Annotated in this window: 18 protein-coding genes; 13 read left to right on the forward strand and 5 right to left on the reverse strand. The window is 72.4% G+C overall.

Annotated features, from left to right (window positions below):
* Nucleotides 1-58: 58 nt before the first annotated feature.
* Complete coding sequence (locus GXP74_RS26045; RefSeq protein WP_182453664.1) at nucleotides 59-1,138, reverse strand: alpha-hydroxy acid oxidase; 1,080 nt, start codon at nucleotides 1,136-1,138, stop codon at nucleotides 59-61.
* Between the two features lie 222 nt (nucleotides 1,139-1,360).
* Between GXP74_RS26045 and GXP74_RS26050 the strand changes: the two genes are divergently transcribed.
* The 3 genes from GXP74_RS26050 (at nucleotide 1,361) to GXP74_RS26060 (ending at nucleotide 4,422) form a co-directional block, all read left to right on the forward strand.
* On the forward strand, nucleotides 1,361-2,005 hold the full coding sequence (locus GXP74_RS26050) for a TetR/AcrR family transcriptional regulator (protein WP_182453665.1): 645 nt from the start codon (nucleotides 1,361-1,363) through the stop codon (nucleotides 2,003-2,005).
* Nucleotides 2,006-2,126: 121 nt separating this feature from the next.
* Complete coding sequence (locus GXP74_RS26055) at nucleotides 2,127-3,092, forward strand: alpha/beta hydrolase (protein ID WP_182453666.1); 966 nt, start codon at nucleotides 2,127-2,129, stop codon at nucleotides 3,090-3,092.
* Nucleotides 3,093-3,096: 4 nt separating this feature from the next.
* Nucleotides 3,097-4,422, forward strand: coding sequence for a PLP-dependent aminotransferase family protein (locus tag GXP74_RS26060; protein WP_225448198.1), 1,326 nt, complete (start codon nucleotides 3,097-3,099; stop codon nucleotides 4,420-4,422).
* 80 nt (nucleotides 4,423-4,502) lie between these two features.
* Here the strand turns inward: GXP74_RS26060 and fabI are convergent, their stop codons facing one another.
* Both fabI and GXP74_RS26070 read right to left on the reverse strand, forming a co-directional pair.
* Nucleotides 4,503-5,282 carry an enoyl-ACP reductase FabI gene (gene fabI / locus GXP74_RS26065; protein WP_182453667.1) on the reverse strand — a complete coding sequence of 260 codons (780 nt, stop codon included), beginning with the start codon at nucleotides 5,280-5,282 and terminating at the stop codon, nucleotides 4,503-4,505.
* The gene (locus tag GXP74_RS26070; RefSeq protein ID WP_182453668.1) at nucleotides 5,279-6,166 is read right to left on the reverse strand and encodes an alpha/beta hydrolase; all 888 of its coding nucleotides are present in this window, start codon (nucleotides 6,164-6,166) and stop codon (nucleotides 5,279-5,281) included. The genes fabI and GXP74_RS26070 overlap by 4 nt, the downstream gene beginning before the upstream one ends.
* Before the next feature lie 128 nt (nucleotides 6,167-6,294).
* On the opposite strand from GXP74_RS26070, the gene GXP74_RS26075 reads away from it, so the two are divergent.
* From GXP74_RS26075 to htpX, 9 genes are all read left to right on the forward strand, one after another.
* Nucleotides 6,295-6,969 (forward strand): hypothetical protein, encoded by a 675-nt coding sequence (locus GXP74_RS26075; protein WP_182453669.1) that lies wholly within the window; start codon nucleotides 6,295-6,297, stop codon nucleotides 6,967-6,969.
* A gap of 5 nt (nucleotides 6,970-6,974) precedes the next feature.
* Entirely contained in the window at nucleotides 6,975-7,607 is a 633-nt protein-coding gene (locus GXP74_RS26080; protein WP_182453670.1) for a TIGR03086 family metal-binding protein, read from the forward strand.
* Nucleotides 7,597-7,854, forward strand: coding sequence for a hypothetical protein (locus GXP74_RS26085; protein WP_182453671.1), 258 nt, complete (start codon nucleotides 7,597-7,599; stop codon nucleotides 7,852-7,854). Before GXP74_RS26080 ends, GXP74_RS26085 begins: the two co-directional genes overlap by 11 nt.
* Nucleotides 7,855-7,885: 31 nt before the next feature.
* On the forward strand, nucleotides 7,886-8,857 hold the full coding sequence (locus tag GXP74_RS26090) for a hypothetical protein (RefSeq protein WP_182453672.1): 972 nt from the start codon (nucleotides 7,886-7,888) through the stop codon (nucleotides 8,855-8,857).
* A complete protein-coding gene (locus tag GXP74_RS26095) occupies nucleotides 8,847-9,749 on the forward strand; it encodes a thioesterase family protein (RefSeq protein WP_255528155.1) in 903 nt (300 codons plus the stop codon). The genes GXP74_RS26090 and GXP74_RS26095 overlap by 11 nt, the downstream gene beginning before the upstream one ends.
* Nucleotides 9,746-11,302, forward strand: coding sequence for an AMP-binding protein (locus tag GXP74_RS26100; RefSeq protein WP_182453674.1), 1,557 nt, complete (start codon nucleotides 9,746-9,748; stop codon nucleotides 11,300-11,302). The genes GXP74_RS26095 and GXP74_RS26100 overlap by 4 nt, the downstream gene beginning before the upstream one ends.
* On the forward strand, nucleotides 11,299-12,219 hold the full coding sequence (locus GXP74_RS26105; RefSeq protein WP_182453675.1) for a hypothetical protein: 921 nt from the start codon (nucleotides 11,299-11,301) through the stop codon (nucleotides 12,217-12,219). The genes GXP74_RS26100 and GXP74_RS26105 overlap by 4 nt, the downstream gene beginning before the upstream one ends.
* Nucleotides 12,216-12,560, forward strand: a complete 345-nt coding sequence (locus GXP74_RS26110; protein WP_182453676.1) for a 4Fe-4S dicluster domain-containing protein — start codon at nucleotides 12,216-12,218, stop codon at nucleotides 12,558-12,560. The genes GXP74_RS26105 and GXP74_RS26110 overlap by 4 nt, the downstream gene beginning before the upstream one ends.
* A gap of 171 nt (nucleotides 12,561-12,731) precedes the next feature.
* Nucleotides 12,732-13,634, forward strand: a complete 903-nt coding sequence (gene htpX, locus GXP74_RS26115) for a zinc metalloprotease HtpX (protein ID WP_182453677.1) — start codon at nucleotides 12,732-12,734, stop codon at nucleotides 13,632-13,634.
* A gap of 10 nt (nucleotides 13,635-13,644) precedes the next feature.
* Here htpX and GXP74_RS26120 read toward each other — a convergent pair whose 3' ends face one another.
* Entirely contained in the window at nucleotides 13,645-14,277 is a 633-nt protein-coding gene (locus tag GXP74_RS26120) for a Pr6Pr family membrane protein (RefSeq protein ID WP_182453678.1), read from the reverse strand.
* Nucleotides 14,278-14,491: 214 nt separating this feature from the next.
* Here GXP74_RS26120 and GXP74_RS26125 point away from each other — a divergent pair, with 214 nt between their 5' ends.
* Entirely contained in the window at nucleotides 14,492-15,451 is a 960-nt protein-coding gene (locus tag GXP74_RS26125) for a universal stress protein (RefSeq protein WP_182453679.1), read from the forward strand.
* A 24-nt stretch (nucleotides 15,452-15,475) separates the two neighbouring features.
* Here the strand turns inward: GXP74_RS26125 and GXP74_RS26130 are convergent, their stop codons facing one another.
* A complete protein-coding gene (locus tag GXP74_RS26130) occupies nucleotides 15,476-15,691 on the reverse strand; it encodes a cold-shock protein (RefSeq protein ID WP_182453680.1) in 216 nt (71 codons plus the stop codon).
* Between the last annotated feature and the right edge of the window lie 4 nt (nucleotides 15,692-15,695).

Below are 15,695 nucleotides of genomic sequence, written 5' to 3' on the forward strand. Positions count from 1 at the left end.
CACGGTTGGTCACATTATTCCAGGAAGACGCGGATGACGCATCAAATTCGCGCCAAATTCAGCTCCGAGACACGCCCGCTGGGCCGAAATCCGACACACCAGGTAGCCCCATAAGGGCCATGACCTCTTCGAACTCGTCAATCAACAGCCGCAGGACGGCCGCCGCGCCGGCGCTTCCGGAATGGCTGAGACCCCACAGGACGGGACGCCCCACCATTACCGCGTCGGCGCCGAGGCAGAGCGCCCTGGCGATATCCGCACCGTATCGCACGGCACCGTCGAAAATGATCCGACATCGGCCGGCCACGGCGTCCGAGATTTCTGGCAGCGCGTCGGCCGCAGGCACCGCGAAATCAAGCTGCCGACCCCCGTGATTGGACACGACAATTGCCTGGACGCCGTGCTCGGCGGCGAGCACCGCGTCCTCCGCGGTGAGCACGCCCTTCAGCACCAGCGGCAGTGAGCTGCGTTCCTGGAGCCAGGCCAGGTCGGCCCAGGTGATCGAGGCGTCGAACTGCTCCCGGGAGTGCCGGGCGATCGCCGACGCGCCCGCCCGCTCCTGGTGCGAGGCCGACATCAGGGCCGGGGCCACGTTCACCGCGCTGATGCCGTCCGGCACCGTGAAGCCGTTGCGGATGTCGCGGTACCTCCGGGCGACCCGGGGCGCGTCGACGGTCAGCACCAGTGCCCGGTAGCCCGCCGCCTCGGCCCGGCCGACCAGCTCGACCAGCTGCTCCCGGTCCCTGAGCCAGTACAACTGGAGCCAGAGGGGGGCGGTGGTCGCGGCGGCGATGTCCTCCAGCGTGCGGCTGGCGAACATGCTCACCGTGAACAGCGCGCCGACCTCCCCCGCCGCCCGGGCGGTGGCCACCTCGCCCTCGGGGTGGGCGAGTCGGTGGTACGCCATCGGCGCGACGGCGAGCGGGGCCGCCAGCGGGGCCCCGAACAGCGTGGTCCGCGGATCCGGCTCGGAGACGTCGACCAGGCAGCGCGGACGCAGCCGCAATCGGTCCAGCGCGGCCCGCGCGGCGATCGGCATGGACTCGGTTCCACTGGCACCCGCCAGGAAGTCCCAGACCGGAGCCGAAAGCGCGGCCCTGGCCGCGGCCTCGTACCCAGCGAGCGACAGCGGTGCCATGTCACGGTCCCCCGTTAAGAACACTCGACCCTCAGAACACTTGACGTATCTCGACGTATCCGGTTCGGCTGAAGCACCGCAAGACCAAAGTAAACGCACGCCCGTGCTGGAAGCCCAGTCTGGCATAGTGTCCGCACGGTCGTCCACTTAGTACCATAATGGATCACGGGAGGTCCTCCACCGGAATCAGCGGCCTTCCCATGAAGTGAGAAGAGGTGGCGCATGCCAGGCGTGAGCAAGGACAACCGGATCGAGCGGGGCAACCAGACCCGTCGACTGATCCTGGGACGTACCGTCCAGATCGCGTCAGTGGAAGGCCTGGAAGGCCTGTCGCTCGGCCGGCTGGCCTCTGAACTGGAACTCAGCAAGAGCGGCGTGTTCGCCCTGTTCGGTTCCAAGGAGGAGCTGCAACTCGCCACCGTCCGCGCCGCCATAAAGATCTACATCGAGCACGTGGTCCAGCCCGCACGCGACGTCCCGCCCGGCATCGGCCGGATCTGGACCATGTGCAGCACCTGGCTCACCTACTCCGAGCAGCGGGTCTTCCCCGGCGGCTGCTTCTTCTACTCGGTGACCGCCGAGTACGACGCCCGCAAGGGCCTGGTCCACGATACGGTGGTCCAGGCCCGCGACAACTGGCTCTCCTTCGTGGAGCAGACCATCGAGGGCGCGCGTACGGCCGGTGAGGTGGACCAGGACATCGACGTCCCCCAACTCGCCTTCGAGCTGACCGCGTTCCTTGAGGCGGCCAACGCCGAGTCGGTCCTGCACGACGACGCGACCAGCTATCCCAAGGCAACCAAGGCTGTCCTCAACCGGCTGCGCGCCATCGCCACCGATCCGTCGCTGCTGCCCGACAGTCCCTGACCGACCGGAACGCGGGGGGCGGGAGCGGGAGCGGCCATCGCCCCGCGACGCCGCCCCCCGGGTTGCGGTCGGTCCTCACTTGGCCGCGGCCGCCGGGGCCGGGCCCTGGCCGGAGAGACCCATGGCATTCGACCCGCAGTTCCAAGCCCTTTACCAGGCCCGGGCGGCGCACGACGTCCGCCCGCTCTACACCATGACGCTCGACGAGGCCCGGGCCGCGGACCTGGCCGCGATCCAGGCCGACGCCGGGACCCCGGAACCGGTCGCCGAGGTCGTCGACCGGTTCTTCCCCGGGCCGCAGGGCCCGCTGCCGATCCGGATCTACCGGCCGACGCCGCCGGACGGCCAGGTCCCGGAGCAACTGCCGGTCCTGGTCTACTTCTTCGGCGGCGGCTGGACCCTCGGCAGCCTCGACACCGGCGACGCGATCTGCCGCAGCCTGACCAACGCGGTCGGCTGCCTGACCGTGGCCGTCGGCTACCGGCTCGCCCCCGAGCACGTCTTCCCCGCCGCGGTCCACGACTGCTTCGCCGCGGTGCGTTGGATCGCGGACCAGGCGCGGGAGTTGGGCGCCGATCCGGCGCGGATCGCGGTCGGCGGCGACAGCGCGGGCGGCAACCTGAGCGCGGCGGTCACCCTGCTGGCCCGGGACGCGGGCGGCCCGGCGCTGGTCGCGCAACTGCTGGTGTACCCCAACACCGACCACCTCGCGGACACCGCGTCCCGGCGGGAGAACAGCGACCCGCTGCTGTTCAACGACAAGTCCGTGCAGTGGTACTGGGACAACTACCTGGCCACGCCGGAGGACGGGGCGAACCCGCTGGCCTCCCCGCTGCGCGCGGCCGACCTGTCCGGACTGCCGCCCGCGCTGGTGGTCACCGCCGAGTACGACCCGCTGCGGGACGAGGGCGAGGCCTACGCGCAACGGCTGCGCGACAGCGGGGTGGCGGTGCGGCTGACCCGCTACCCCGGCGTGCCGCACGGCTTCTTCGCGATGGCGGGCAGCCTGGACGCGGGCCGCCGCGCGGTCCAGCAGGCCGCCGGGTACCTGCGCGACACCTTCGACAACACCGACCCGAGAGGCTGACACCGTGCCGGCGACCATCCCCGTGACCGAGCCGCAGGCGCTCGACCGCACCGAGCTCCACGGTTCGCTCAACGATCCGCTGCTGGACGCCATGAACTTCCTCAACGAGGCCGCGGGGCGCTTCCCCGAGGCGCTGTCCTTCGGCGCCGGGCGGCCCACCGAGGGCTCCTTCGAACCCGAGCAACTCGCCGGTCACCTGCGGTCGTTCACCGACCACCTGGAGCAGGAGCGCGGCTGGAGCCGGGACCGGATCCGCACCGCGCTCTACCAGTACGGCCGCACCAACGGCATCATCCACGACCTGATCGCCCGCACCCTGGTCAACGACGAGGGCATCGAGGTGCCGCCGGAGGCGGTGGTGGTCACCACCGGCGCGCAGGAGGCGATGCTGGTGACCCTGCGCGCGCTGTTCGCCCGCCCGGAGGACACGCTGCTGGTCAGCTCGCCCTGCTACGTCGGGATCACCGGCGCGGCCCGGCTGCTGGACATAGCCGTCCAGCCGGTACCGGAGGGGGCACTCGGTCCGGACCCGGAGGCGGTCCTGGCGGCGGTGCGCACGGTCCGCGCGGCCGGCGGCCGACCGCGCGCGCTGTACCTGGTGCCGGACTTCGCCAACCCCTCGGGCGCGAGCATGACCGTCGAGGCCCGCCGGGGGCTGCTGGAACTCGCCGAGCAGGAGGACCTGCTGATCCTGGAGGACAACCCGTACGGCTTCTTCGTCCGCGACGGCTCGGCCCGGCCGACGCTGAAGTCCCTGGACCGCGGCCGCCGGGTGCTGTACTTCGGCTCCTTCGCCAAGACCGCGCTGCCGGGGGCGCGGGTCGGCTACGTGGTCGCCGACCAGGAGGTCACCGGCCCGCAGGGCGACCGCACGCTGCTCGCCGACGAGCTGTCGAAGATCAAGAGCATGACCACCGTGAACACCTCGGCGATCAGCCAGGCCGTCATCGGCGGCATGCTGGTCGAGTCCGGCTTCCGGCTGCGGGAGGCCAACGCCGAGGCCATCGCCTTCTACCGGGCCAGCATGGACGCGCTGCTGGCGGAGCTGGAACGGCACTTCCCGGCCGAGCGCCGGGCCGAACTCGGACTGGACTGGAACCGCCCGGAAGGCGGCTTCTTCCTGGTGGTGACCGTGCCCTTCACCGCCGACGGCAAGGCACTGGAGCGCTCCGCCCGGGACCACGGAGTGCTCTGGACGGCGATGTCCGACTTCTGCATCGACGGCGGCGGCCGGAACCAGATCCGGCTCTCCTGCAGCACCCTGACGCCTGATCAGATCGTGGAGGGGGTGGCCCGGCTGGCCGGCTTCATCGAGCAGGAGGCCGGCTGACCCAGTCAGCGCTGTGGGGCCCGGCAGTCGTCGACTGCCGGGCCCCACAGCATTACTGACAGTTCTCACATCGCGCGGCGTCAGGCGCCGATGGCGTGCACCCCGCCGTCGACGTGCACGATCTCGCCGGTGGTCTTCGGGAACCAGTCGGACAGCAGCCCGACCACCCCGCGCGCGGCGGGCTCGCTGTCGGTGACGTCCCAGCCGAGCGGCGCCCGCTGCTCCCACACCTCGCGGAACAGGTCGAAGCCGGGGATGGACTTGGCGGCCGTGGTCCGCACCGGACCGGCCGCGACCAGGTTGCAGCGGATGCCGCGCCCGCCCAGGTCCCGGGCCAGGTAGCGGGAGGTCGCCTCCAGCGCGGCCTTGGCCACACCCATCCAGTCGTACGCGGGCCAGGCCAGCTGGGCGTCGAAGTCGATGCCCACCAGCGCGGCCCCGCGCTCGCCGATCAGCGGCAGGCAGGCCACCGCCAGCGCCTTCAGCGAGTAGGCGGAGACCTCGACCGCGGTCGCCACCGACGGCCAGCCGGTGTCCAGGAAGCCGCCGCCCATCGCGTCCTGCGGGGCGAAGGCGATCGAGTGCACGATGCCGTCCAGGGTGGCGTCGGCGCCCAGCCGCTCGCGCACCCGCTCCGCCAGCGAGTCGAGCTGCGCCTGGTCCTGCACGTCGAGTTCGATCACCGGCGGCGGTTCCGGCAGCCGCTTGGCGATCCGCTCCACCAGGCTCAGCCGCCCGTAGCCGGTCAGCACCACCTCGGCGCCCTGCTCCTGGGCCAGCCGCGCGGCGTGGAAGGCGATCGAGGACTCCATCAGCACGCCGGTGACCAGCACCCGCTTGCCCGCCAGCAGCCCGCTCACCGGGTCCGGGCCCCGGCCTCGGTACCGGCCGCGCTGGGGTCGGCGGTGACGAAGTCCACCACCTCGGTGACCACCGCGGCATCCGCCAGGATCCGCCGGTGGCCCAGGCGGCGGGTGGTCACCAGCCGCGCCTGGTCGCCGTAGGCCGCGGTGATCCGCAGCGCCTGCTCCGGCCGCACCATGTCGTCGTTCTCGTCCTGCACCACCAGGATCGGCGCCGACACCCGCTCCGGCTCGTGCACCACCGAGAAGCGGCTCCAGATGTCCGCCTCCTGCGGGAACAGCTCGTGCTCGATCCGGCCCCGCAGCTCCGCCCGCACCTGCTCGCGCAGGCCGAGCTTGGAGCAGAAGGCCTCGACCACGTAGTCGAAGTCGACCACCCCTCCGATGACGGAGACCCGTCCGGCCCGCACGCCCTGGCGCAGCGCGAAGAAGCTGGCCGTGGCCCCCAGCGAGTGCGCCACCACCGCCTCGAAGTCGCCGTGCTCGGCGTGCAGTTGGGTGATCACGTCACGGTACTCAAGGATGGTCGTGGTCTTGCCGGTGGACTCGCCGTGGCCCGGCGCGTCGAAGGTGACCGGGCTGTAGCCGCGTTCCAGCAGCGCGGCGGCGAAGGCGGAGAAGCGCGAACCACGCGACTCCCAGCCGTGCACCAGCAGCACCGGACGCTCGCCGCTGCCCCAGTGGTAGGTGGCCACCGACTTCCCGTGGACCTCCAGCCGCCCGGTCCGCGCCCGCTCCATCACCGGGTGTTCGGAGGGGCGCAGCTTGCTGTGCCCCATCGGGTTCCGGAACAGGCCGAACGCGCCCTTGCCGGCCAGTCGCTCCGAGACACAGGAGGTGCTGTTGATCGCCGTTCGAACGACTGCCGCGGTGGCATCCATGCCACATCCTCCTCGGGAGGGTCACTAGTCACAAAATAGTAGCACGACCGTTCGCTCAGTTTTATGATGGAATCAGGCCCTCAGCCCACGCGTGGAGCGGTGCGCACGCAGAGCAGTGGAGGCACGTCATGCCCGGTCCCATCTGGAGCGCCCCCTGGAAGGCGGGCCCGGACGCGGACCGGCCGCCCCGCGGACCGGTACTGGTCAGCGTCACCGAGTTCCGCACGCACCAGCACTGGCGGGCGCTCGGCGTCCTGGCGGCCGGGCTGCGGCTGCGCCGCTCCTGGCCCCGGACCGACGGCGCGATCGGGCTGCTGCTGTGGATGGACCCGGACGCCCGGCGCTCGGGATCGGTCTCCGTCTGGACCGACCCGGGCGGCCTCGACGGCTTCGTGGCCCGCCCGGACCACCGGCGGATCATGCGCGCCTTCCGGGACCGGGGCCGGATCCGCTCCTACAACCGGACGGCCGCGCACTGGGACCCGGACGCGGTCTGGACGGAGGCCCGCCGGACGCTGACCGGCGAGGCGCCCTGGCCGCTCCCCGGGCCCGAAGCGGACCCGAGAACCGCGGTACCAGGACAAAGAAACAATACGTACGATCGTGCTAATATCCCACGCGTCAGCACTCCACCTGGAGGAGACATGGCTCTCGCCACCCCGCCCGTCGGGTCACCGTCCCAACTCGACGGCCCGAACCAGGAGTTCAAGGATGAGCTGGACCGGCTGATCGACGAGCAGCTGTTCCCGCAGCAGTCCGACCGCAAGCCGTCGGCAGCCGCCGCCTCGACCGAGCGCGGGTGACCGGCATGGACCTCCTCGAACTCGACCGCAGCGCCGTCCTTGAGTCCGTGCGCATCCTGGAGTCGGCAGGCCCCATCGACTGGGAACTGCCCACACCCTGCCCGCAGTGGACGCTCCGTCAGCTGGTGGAGCACATGGCGGCGGGACACCGCGGCTTCGCCGCCGCGACCCGGGGTGAGGCCGACGACCTCGCCGCCTGGCACGCCCACCCGCTGCCCGGTGACCCGCTCGACGGCTACCGCGAGTCGGTCGCCGCCGTGCTCGAAGCCTTCGCCCAGCCTGGAGTTCTGGTACGGGAGTTCACCCTTCCGGAGATCACCACCAGGATCACCTTCCCGGGCCGGGTGGCGGTCGGCTTCCACCTGCTCGACTACGTCGCGCACTCCTGGGACGTCGCCGCCGCCCTCGGCGCGCGCACCGAGCCCGCGCCGGAGCTGGCCGAGGCCGCACTGGCGATCGCGCTCCAGGTGCCCGACGACGAGCGCCGGCTCACCCCCGACGCGCAGTTCCAGCCCAGCATCCTGCCGCCGCCCGGGACCGGGACCTTCGAGCTGTTCCTGTACTCGATCGGCCGCGACCCCCACTGGTCCGCCCCCAAGGACCCCGTCAACTCACAGGAAGACAGCCATGTTCGCTGAGATCAGGACGAATATCGCCCGCCGGCTGACGCTCACCGAGGAGGAGGTGTTCGACGGCCGCACGCTGTCCGCCGTGCTGGTGGCCTCCCCGACCGCGATCAACTCCATCGACTTGCTGGACGCCTTCGCCGGCGCCCTCGCCGACGCCGGTCTGGACGACGACGTGGAACTGCCGACGATGACCCTGGACCACACCGCGGACGATGTCCTCTCGGCCCTGCGCAAGCAACTCGCCCCCGCCGTCTGATCTGATCCAAGGAGCCCCTCCCATGCTGATCATGACCGACGTAGTCAAGGAACTCCGCGCCGGAGCGACCGTCACCGACGTGCTGCGGGTCCAGCAGAGCTACCACGAGCACCGCCGCTGGTCCACCGACAAGCTGTTCGACGGCCGCCGCCTCTCCAGCAACGTCAGCCAGGTCGACAAGGCCGCGCTGTGGCACTCCTCCCGCGCCGAACTCACCACCCAGCCCGCCGGGATCCGGCTGGCCGTGGACGGCGTCAAGCTCGCCAACGAGCTGCGCGAGACCAACCCGCTGGGCTCCGACGTGCTGCACGTCGCCGCCGCCTGGTCGGCCCGCTACTGGCTGGAGGAGGAGGCCCACCACGAGGTCGCCTTCGGCCGACTGCTGGACATGGCCGGAATGGACGCGATCGACGTCGACGACGTCATCGAGCACCGCGGGCCGTTCCCGACCGACAACTACGCCCGGGTGTCCATCCTTCAGGCCTGCGTCGAGATCGAGGCCTGCGTCTCCTACGGCTGGGTGTCCCGGCAGAGCGAGGACCCGCTGGTCCGCGACGTCTTCCACACGATCATGAAGGACGAGGTGCAGCACCGCCAGTACTTCGCCTCCTTCGCCAAGGCGCTGGTGGACTCCGGGGTCTACCCGATCAAGGACGTCCTGTCGATGGCGTACACCTGGATCCGCCCCGACGGCGGCGAGACCTTCGGCTCGGCCCGCGAGGCCCAGAGCGAGCGCCAGGGCTACGTCAACTGGTGGGAGCAGACCCGCACCGCGGACGGCGACGAGTTCGCCCTCGGTGACGACGCGCTGCACGAGGGCTCGGTCCACGCCAAGAAGCTGACCAGCGTCTTCGCCCTGGTGCGCGAGGCGACCGGGATCCAGACGGAATCGTACGATGACCTCAAGCGCGCCTACTTCGCCAGCCTCCGGACGAACGATGTCGACCGGATTCGATCTGCAGTCAGTGCCGGAGCTGCGCGCGAAGCGGCACTTGCTGGATAGCGGACTGCTCTTCACCGGCGGTGAGCGTGCCCACTGCCGGACCCGGCCCGACCCGTACGCCTCCCTCGGCGGGCTGTTCGCCGCCAAGGAGGCGTTCGTCAAGGCCGTCAGCTCGCTCGGCGGGGCTCCCGCGTACACCTTTCCCGACATCGAGGTGGTGCACGGCCCCGCCGGGCAGCCGAGGATCCGGCCGCGCGGTCAGATCGGCCGCTGGTGCGCCGAGCGGCAGCTGACCGTGGAGCTGTCGATCAGCCACACCGGCGACCTGGCGGGCGCCGTCGTCGTCCTGCTCTCCCAGGACGGCGACGGCGCCACCGCGGCGGACCGCGCGGCCCGGCGGCGCCCCGAGCCGAACGAACCCGAGCCGAGTCAACCCGAGCAGAGTCAACCCGAGCAGAGCCAAGCCGAGACCCGAGGGAGTGACGCAGTGAGCGCGGCCGACCTGCTGGACCTGGTGGAACACCGCTGCGAGGTGGCGCTGCGGCCGAACGACTTCGACTGGGCCGGACACCTCAACAACAGCGTCTACCCGCAACTGTTGGAGACCGGCCGCTGGGAGTGGGGCCTGGCCAACGGCGTCGATGTGAGGAACAGTCAACTCATCGCGGTGGTCGTGCAGTTGCACCTCGACTACCTGATCCCGGTGCTCTGGGACCCGGTCGGCCGGGTCGCCGTCCGCAGCCGGGTGGCGGAGCAGTCGCCGTACAGCTTCACCCTCGCCCAGGACGTCGAGCGGACCGACGGCACGGTGGTCGCCCGCGGGATGGTCAAGCTCAGCCTGGTGGACCGGGGGACCCAGCGCATCCACCGCGCCAACCGGCACTCGCTGTTCGGCGTGCGCGCCGAGCCGAGCGCGGGCGTGCCCGTCGGCGCGTACGGCGGTGCCGCGTGAGCACCGTCGTCAGCACCGGCGCGGACGCGGCGCCCCGCGCCGCCGAGTACCCGACCCTCTCCCAGGCCATCGCCGCGCAGGCGCACCGGACCGACGCGGCGGTCACCTTCGGCACCTCGGCCCGACGCGAACGGCGGAGCTTCCCGCAGCTCGCGGAGGAGATCGCGGCCGCCGCCGCCGGCTTCGCCGACCAGGGCGTGCGCCCCGGCGACCGGGTGATGCTGCGCGCCGTCGGCTCCCACGACGGCGTGATCGCGCTGCTCGGCCTGATGCACGCCGGGGCGGTACCGGTCTCGGTCAAGCCCAAGGTCCCGGGCGCCGTCACCGGGCAGTACCTGGCGACCGTCGCCGAGCAGCAGCGCACCCGGTTCGCCTTCCGGGTCTCCGGCACCGGCCTGGCCGAGCTCGACCTGCGGCTGCGCCCCGGCGCCGGGGGCACCATGGCCGCGCCCGGCGAGCCGGAGCAGATCGCCTTCGTGCAGTACACCTCCGGTTCCACCGGGATGCCCCGGCCGATCCCGCTCAGCCACCGCGCGGTGCTCACCAACATCCGGGCCATCGGCACGGTCGCGGGCATGCGTCCGGGCCACACCGGCCTGGTGGCGCTGCCGCTGCACCACGACATGGGGCTGGTCGGCATGCTGAGCACCCTGGTCGAGGGGATCAGCCTGGTGATCGAGGAGCCGGGGACCTTCCTGCGCCGCCCGATGGCGGCGCTGAACCTGGCCCGCGAGTACGAGGGGGTGCACAGCGCCTTCCCCGACTTCATGCTGCGCTACCTCTCGGCCCGGATCAGCGAGGTCGGCGGCTACCCGGACCCGGGACTGCTGGCCGGCTGGCGCACGGTGTTCTGCGGCGCGGAGCCGATCCGCCGCGCGTCGGTCCGCAACTTCCTTGAGCGGACCGCCCCCTGGGGCTTCGACCCGACCGCGCTGCTGTTCTGCTTCGGCCTGGCGGAGGCCGCGCTGATCGCCACCAGCCACCGCTACCGCTCCGATGCCGTCTCCTTCCACGAGCAGGGCAACAGCGCCGTGGCCTGCCTCGGCGAGCCCATCCCCGGGCTCACCCTGGCGCTCCTGGGACAGGACGGACTCCCCTGCGCGGAAGGTGAGTTGGGCACGGTCCAGCTACGCGGCGAGACGATGTTCAGCGGCCACGACGGGGTCACCGACCACCGCCGGGTCTGGTTCGACACCGGCGACCTGGGGGTGCTCCGCTCCGGGCAGCTGTACCTCAGCGGGCGTCGCGGCGACCGGATGTCCGTCAACGGGGTCAACATCTTCGTCACCGACATCGAGCAGCAGGTGATGCGCGAACCCGGGGTCGAGGAGTGCGTGGCCCTGCCGCAGGGCGACTCCTACACCGTGCTGGTGGTCCCGGCCCGCACCGCCGGGATCGACGCCGCGCGGATCGCCGAACGGCTCACCGCGGACTTCGGTGTGGCGCCGCTCTCGGTCCGCGAGGTCCGGCACAGCGACATCACCCGCACCGCCAGCGGCAAGCCGGCCCGCACCCACATGACCGCACAGCTGGAGAAGGGAGCACAGGTATGACTGCCACCGGTACCGGCCAGGGGCCGGGCGTGGGCATCGCGATCGCCTCCGGAATGCTCAAGGGGGTCTTCGGCCACGGCGTCCTGTCCGCCTTCGAGGAGCACGGGCTGCGCGCCGATGTCTACGGCACCGCCTCCTCCTCCGTGCTCTCCGGCGGCCTGGCCGCGAGCGGCCGGGCCCGCGAGGTGGGGGTCCGCTACTGGCAGCAGGCGGCGCGGGGCGCGGCCGAGAAGGGCATGAGCCAGGTGGTGCTGGACAGCATCGCCGAGTTCGGCCCCGGCCTGCGCGAGGGCCTGTTCCGGGCCGACGCCCCCGACTTCCTGCTGGCCGCCAGCAAGGTGGTCAGCGCCGAGGCCGCCGCCGTCACCCAGGGCTCCGGTGCCCGGCAGCTCGGCCGCGACCTGCTCCGCAACGTCTTCACCGGCGACCGGAGCTGGGTCACCGCGAACCTGGCCACGACGATCTTCAGCAACCGCCCGGCCCCGGACCACGCGGAGCTGACGCCGGAGAACTTCGACGCGGTCAGCTACGCCTCCACCCGGATGCTGCACGCCTGGGCGATCCCGGCCGAGGTCGGGGGCCAGGCGTACGTGGACGCCTCCTACACCTGCGGCTGCCCCGCCCGCGAGGTCGCCGCCCATCCCGGGGTGACCACCCTGATCGCGATCGGCGCCGACCCGTTCCCGCTGTTCCGGGACATCTACGCGTCCGAGGAGATCGTCGACGGCGCCGAGCTCGGCGGCGCCCGGGTGCTGGTGGTCAAGCCCGCCGAGGACCTGAAGCCGCTGGGCGTCGACTACGCCGTCGCCACCGAGGAGGGCCTCGACCGGGCCTACGCCCTCGGGCTGGAGGCGGGCCACCGCTTCGCCGAAGAACACGCCAAGGAACTGGAAGCCGTCTCCGGGAGGGCCGCATGACCCACGTCGTCACCGAGGGCTGTGTCCACTGCAAGTACGCCGAGTGCATCACCTACTGCCCGGTCGCCTGCTTCCGCGAGGCCGACACCTTCCTGGTGATCGACCCGCTGGAGTGCATCGACTGCGGCAACTGCGTGCAGGCCTGCCCGACCGACGCGATCTACCCCGAGGAGGAGCTCCCCGACGAGCTGGCCGCGGCCCTGGAGTGGAACGCCCGGCTGTCCACCGCGCTCCCGCTGGCCACCACCCGGGTCCAGCCGCTCGCGGACGCCGACGCCTGGAACGGCACCCCGGACAAGTGGCGCTCGCTGCCGCCCGAGCAGGCCCCGGCCCTAGGCTGACCCCGCTCACTGCCGGTACGGACCGCGGCCCCCGGAAAACCCGGGGGCCGCGGTCCGTCCAAGGACACCCGCAACCGCCGGTGGTGGAGCGATACTTGTCCTGTGCCGGGCAGCGGCCTCACCGGTCCCGCACCGCGGCACGATGGGCGACCCGGAGTCCAGGTGAGTGGTATGCGTTCGCGTTTCGCTTCCGATCGGCAGCTGACCGTGCGGATGGTCAGTGTCATCTTCCTCCTCGGCCTGCTTTACGTGGCCTTCATCGCCGCGCTGATCGTGCTGCTCAAGTCGGCGGTGGCGGTGGTGGTCATCGTCGGCGGCCTGCTGGTGGCCCAGTACTGGTACTCGGACCGGATCGCCCTGTTCGCGATGCACGCCACCGAGGTCACCGCCGACGACCAGCCGCACCTGCACGGAGCGGTGGACCGGCTCTGCGCGGTGGCCGACATGCCCAAGCCCCGGGTCGCCGTGGCCGACACCGACCTGCCGAACGCCTTCGCCACCGGCCGCAACGCCGACCACGCGGTGATCTGCGTGACCACCGGCCTGCTGCGGCGGCTGGAGCCCGAGGAGTTGGACGGCGTGCTCGCGCACGAGCTGTCGCACGTGGCGCACCGCGACGTCGCGGTGATCACCATCGCCTCGTTCCTGGGCGTGCTCGCCGGTCTGATCGCCCGCTTCGCGCTGTACTCCGGAATGCTCCGCGGGCGGCGCGGCAACCCGCAGCTGGCGCTGGTCTTCGCGGCGGTGATGGGGGCGTCGGTGACCGTCTACGCGGTCAGCTTCCTGCTGATCCGCACCCTGTCCCGGTACCGCGAGCTGGCCGCCGACCGGTCCGCCGCCGAGCTCACCGGGCGCCCGTCGGCGCTGGCCTCGGCGCTGGTGAAGGTCAGCGGGGACATCGCCCGGATCCCCAGCCGGGACCTGCGCACCGCGCAGAACTTCAACGCCTTCTTCTTCGCGCCCGCCCTGGGCAGGCAGCGCGACCTGTCCACCCTGTTCGCCACCCACCCCAGCCTGGAGCAGCGGCTGGACGCGCTGGCCAAGATCTCCGCCCGGCTCGGCGAGGGCGCCTGAGGGCCTCCGGTCAGCCCACCGGCGCGGCGGCCCGCTGCCGGGACCGGACCCCGCCGAGCAGGATCAGCAGCGACATGACCGCGGTGAACGCCACCGTGATGATCACCGACCAGACCGCCACGTGCTGGTAGCCGCCGGGCAGCCGCGGGTCCAGGAAGTCGTACGGGTACCAGTGCGCGTACGGGCCGCGGATCAGCGAGTAGGCCAGGTAGGCCAGTGGGAAGACCAGCCACGGCAGCCCCTTCGACCAGCGCAGCGGCCGCGCGGGCGGGCGCAGCAGCCAGTCCGCGAGCATCGCGGCCGGCATCACGCCGTGCACCGTGTCGTTCGCCCAGACGATGGTCTGCGCGTCGATGGTGTCGGCCAGCAGTGCCCAGTACACCGCCCCGGTGATCACCAGGTAGAGGGTGGCCGCGCCGCGCAGCCGGTCCGGCACCGGCCTGCCGCCGCGCAGCAGGGCCAGGCCGCCGATCAGGAAGGTCGCCGCGCCGAGCAGGTTGGAGAGGTTGGTGAAGTAGGACACCCAGTTGGCCACGCCCTCGTCGGTGTGGACGGCCTGGTCCAGCGTGGTCGCGAGGGCCGCGACCGCCAGCAGTGCGAGTGCGACCTTGGCCGAACCCTCGATCTTGGTGCTAAGAGCCATCCCCGGATGTTACTCAGAGGTAAGCGGTACGGGTAGTCCGGACCCGCGGCGGACCACCCGGGCGCCGGGCCGGTCGGTCCGGGCGCCGGTCCGGGCGGGTCGGGCGGGTCGGTCCGGGCGGCGACGGGCGGCGACGGGCGGCTCGGGCGACGATGGGGGCAGGGCAGCCGCGCACCGTCGCGGGGCCGCGACCGCCGCACGCTAGGAGCGCACCATGGCAGACCCCGTGATCGTCGGCGTCGACGCCGCACCGGGGATGGCCGGCACCGTCGACTGGGCCGCTGACGAGGCCCGGCACCGGGGCACCCGGCTGCACCTCGTCCACGCCTGGCTGCCGCAGCCCGAGGACACCCCCGACGCGGGCTGCGACCCGGTGCTGCGCCGCGCGGCCGAGCTGCTGCTCGCCGACCTCGCGGCCCGGGCCGCCGCCCGGCAGCCCGGCCTCGCGGTCAGCAGCGGAATCGTGGTGGACGGACCCCGGGACGCGCTGACCGCGCTCAGTGCCGCCGCCGAGCTGCTGGTGCTCGGTGCCCGGGGCTCGGGCGGCTTCCCCGGCCTGTTGGCCGGGTCCACCAGCCTGTACCTGGCGGCCACCGCCGTCTGCCCGGTAGTGGTCGTCCCGGCCGCCTGGGCGGACGGAACGGGCGACGCGGCGGGCGCCGCGGCGGGCGCCGCGGCGGGCGCCGCGGCGGGCGCCGCGGCGGGCGCCGCGGCGGGCGGCCGGGCGGGTTCCGGCGGCGGGGTGGCGGTCGGGGTGCGCGGCAAGGGCGCCGCCGAGGCGCCGCTCTCCTTCGCCTTCGAGACCGCGCAGCGGCTGCGGCTGCCGCTGCGGGTGGTCCACGCCTGGCGCAATCCCCCGCTGCTGACACGCGGCCGGGCGCTGCCGCCGGTCTACGAGGCGGGCCAGATCGCGGACGAGCAGGCCCGGCTGATGGCCGAGATCCTGGCCGGGTGGCGGCAGCGGTACCCCGACGTCGCGGTCGAGGTGGACACGGTGCGCTCCGGGGCGGCCAAGCACCTGGTGGAGCTCTCCCGGACGGAGCGGCTGCTGGTGCTCGGCCGCCACGGCACCCCGGAGGGGGTGATCGGCCGGCTCGGCTCGGTGAGCCAGGCCGTGGTCCACCACTCGCGCTGCCCGGTCGCGGTGCTGCCGCCGACCCCGTCCGGGGACTGAGGCCGGGTCAGCGGGCGGACCGGGTCACGGAACCACCCGGACCGCCCGGTAGTCGTAGCCGTCCTGCTTGAAGCCGGGTGCCTCCCAGTCGAGTTCGACCCGCTGACCGGGGGTGAGCCGACGCAGCCCGCGCATCGCCACATCGCTGAAGTGGACGAAGCAGCCACCCGGTGTCTCGGGCGAGTCGAGTACGCCCCAGCCGTCCTCTTCGTACCATTCGCGAACAGTCGCCGTCGTCATGTCG

It is taken from the genome of Streptacidiphilus sp. P02-A3a (genome assembly GCF_014084105.1).
Taxonomy (GTDB): Bacteria; Actinomycetota; Actinomycetes; order Streptomycetales; family Streptomycetaceae; genus Streptacidiphilus.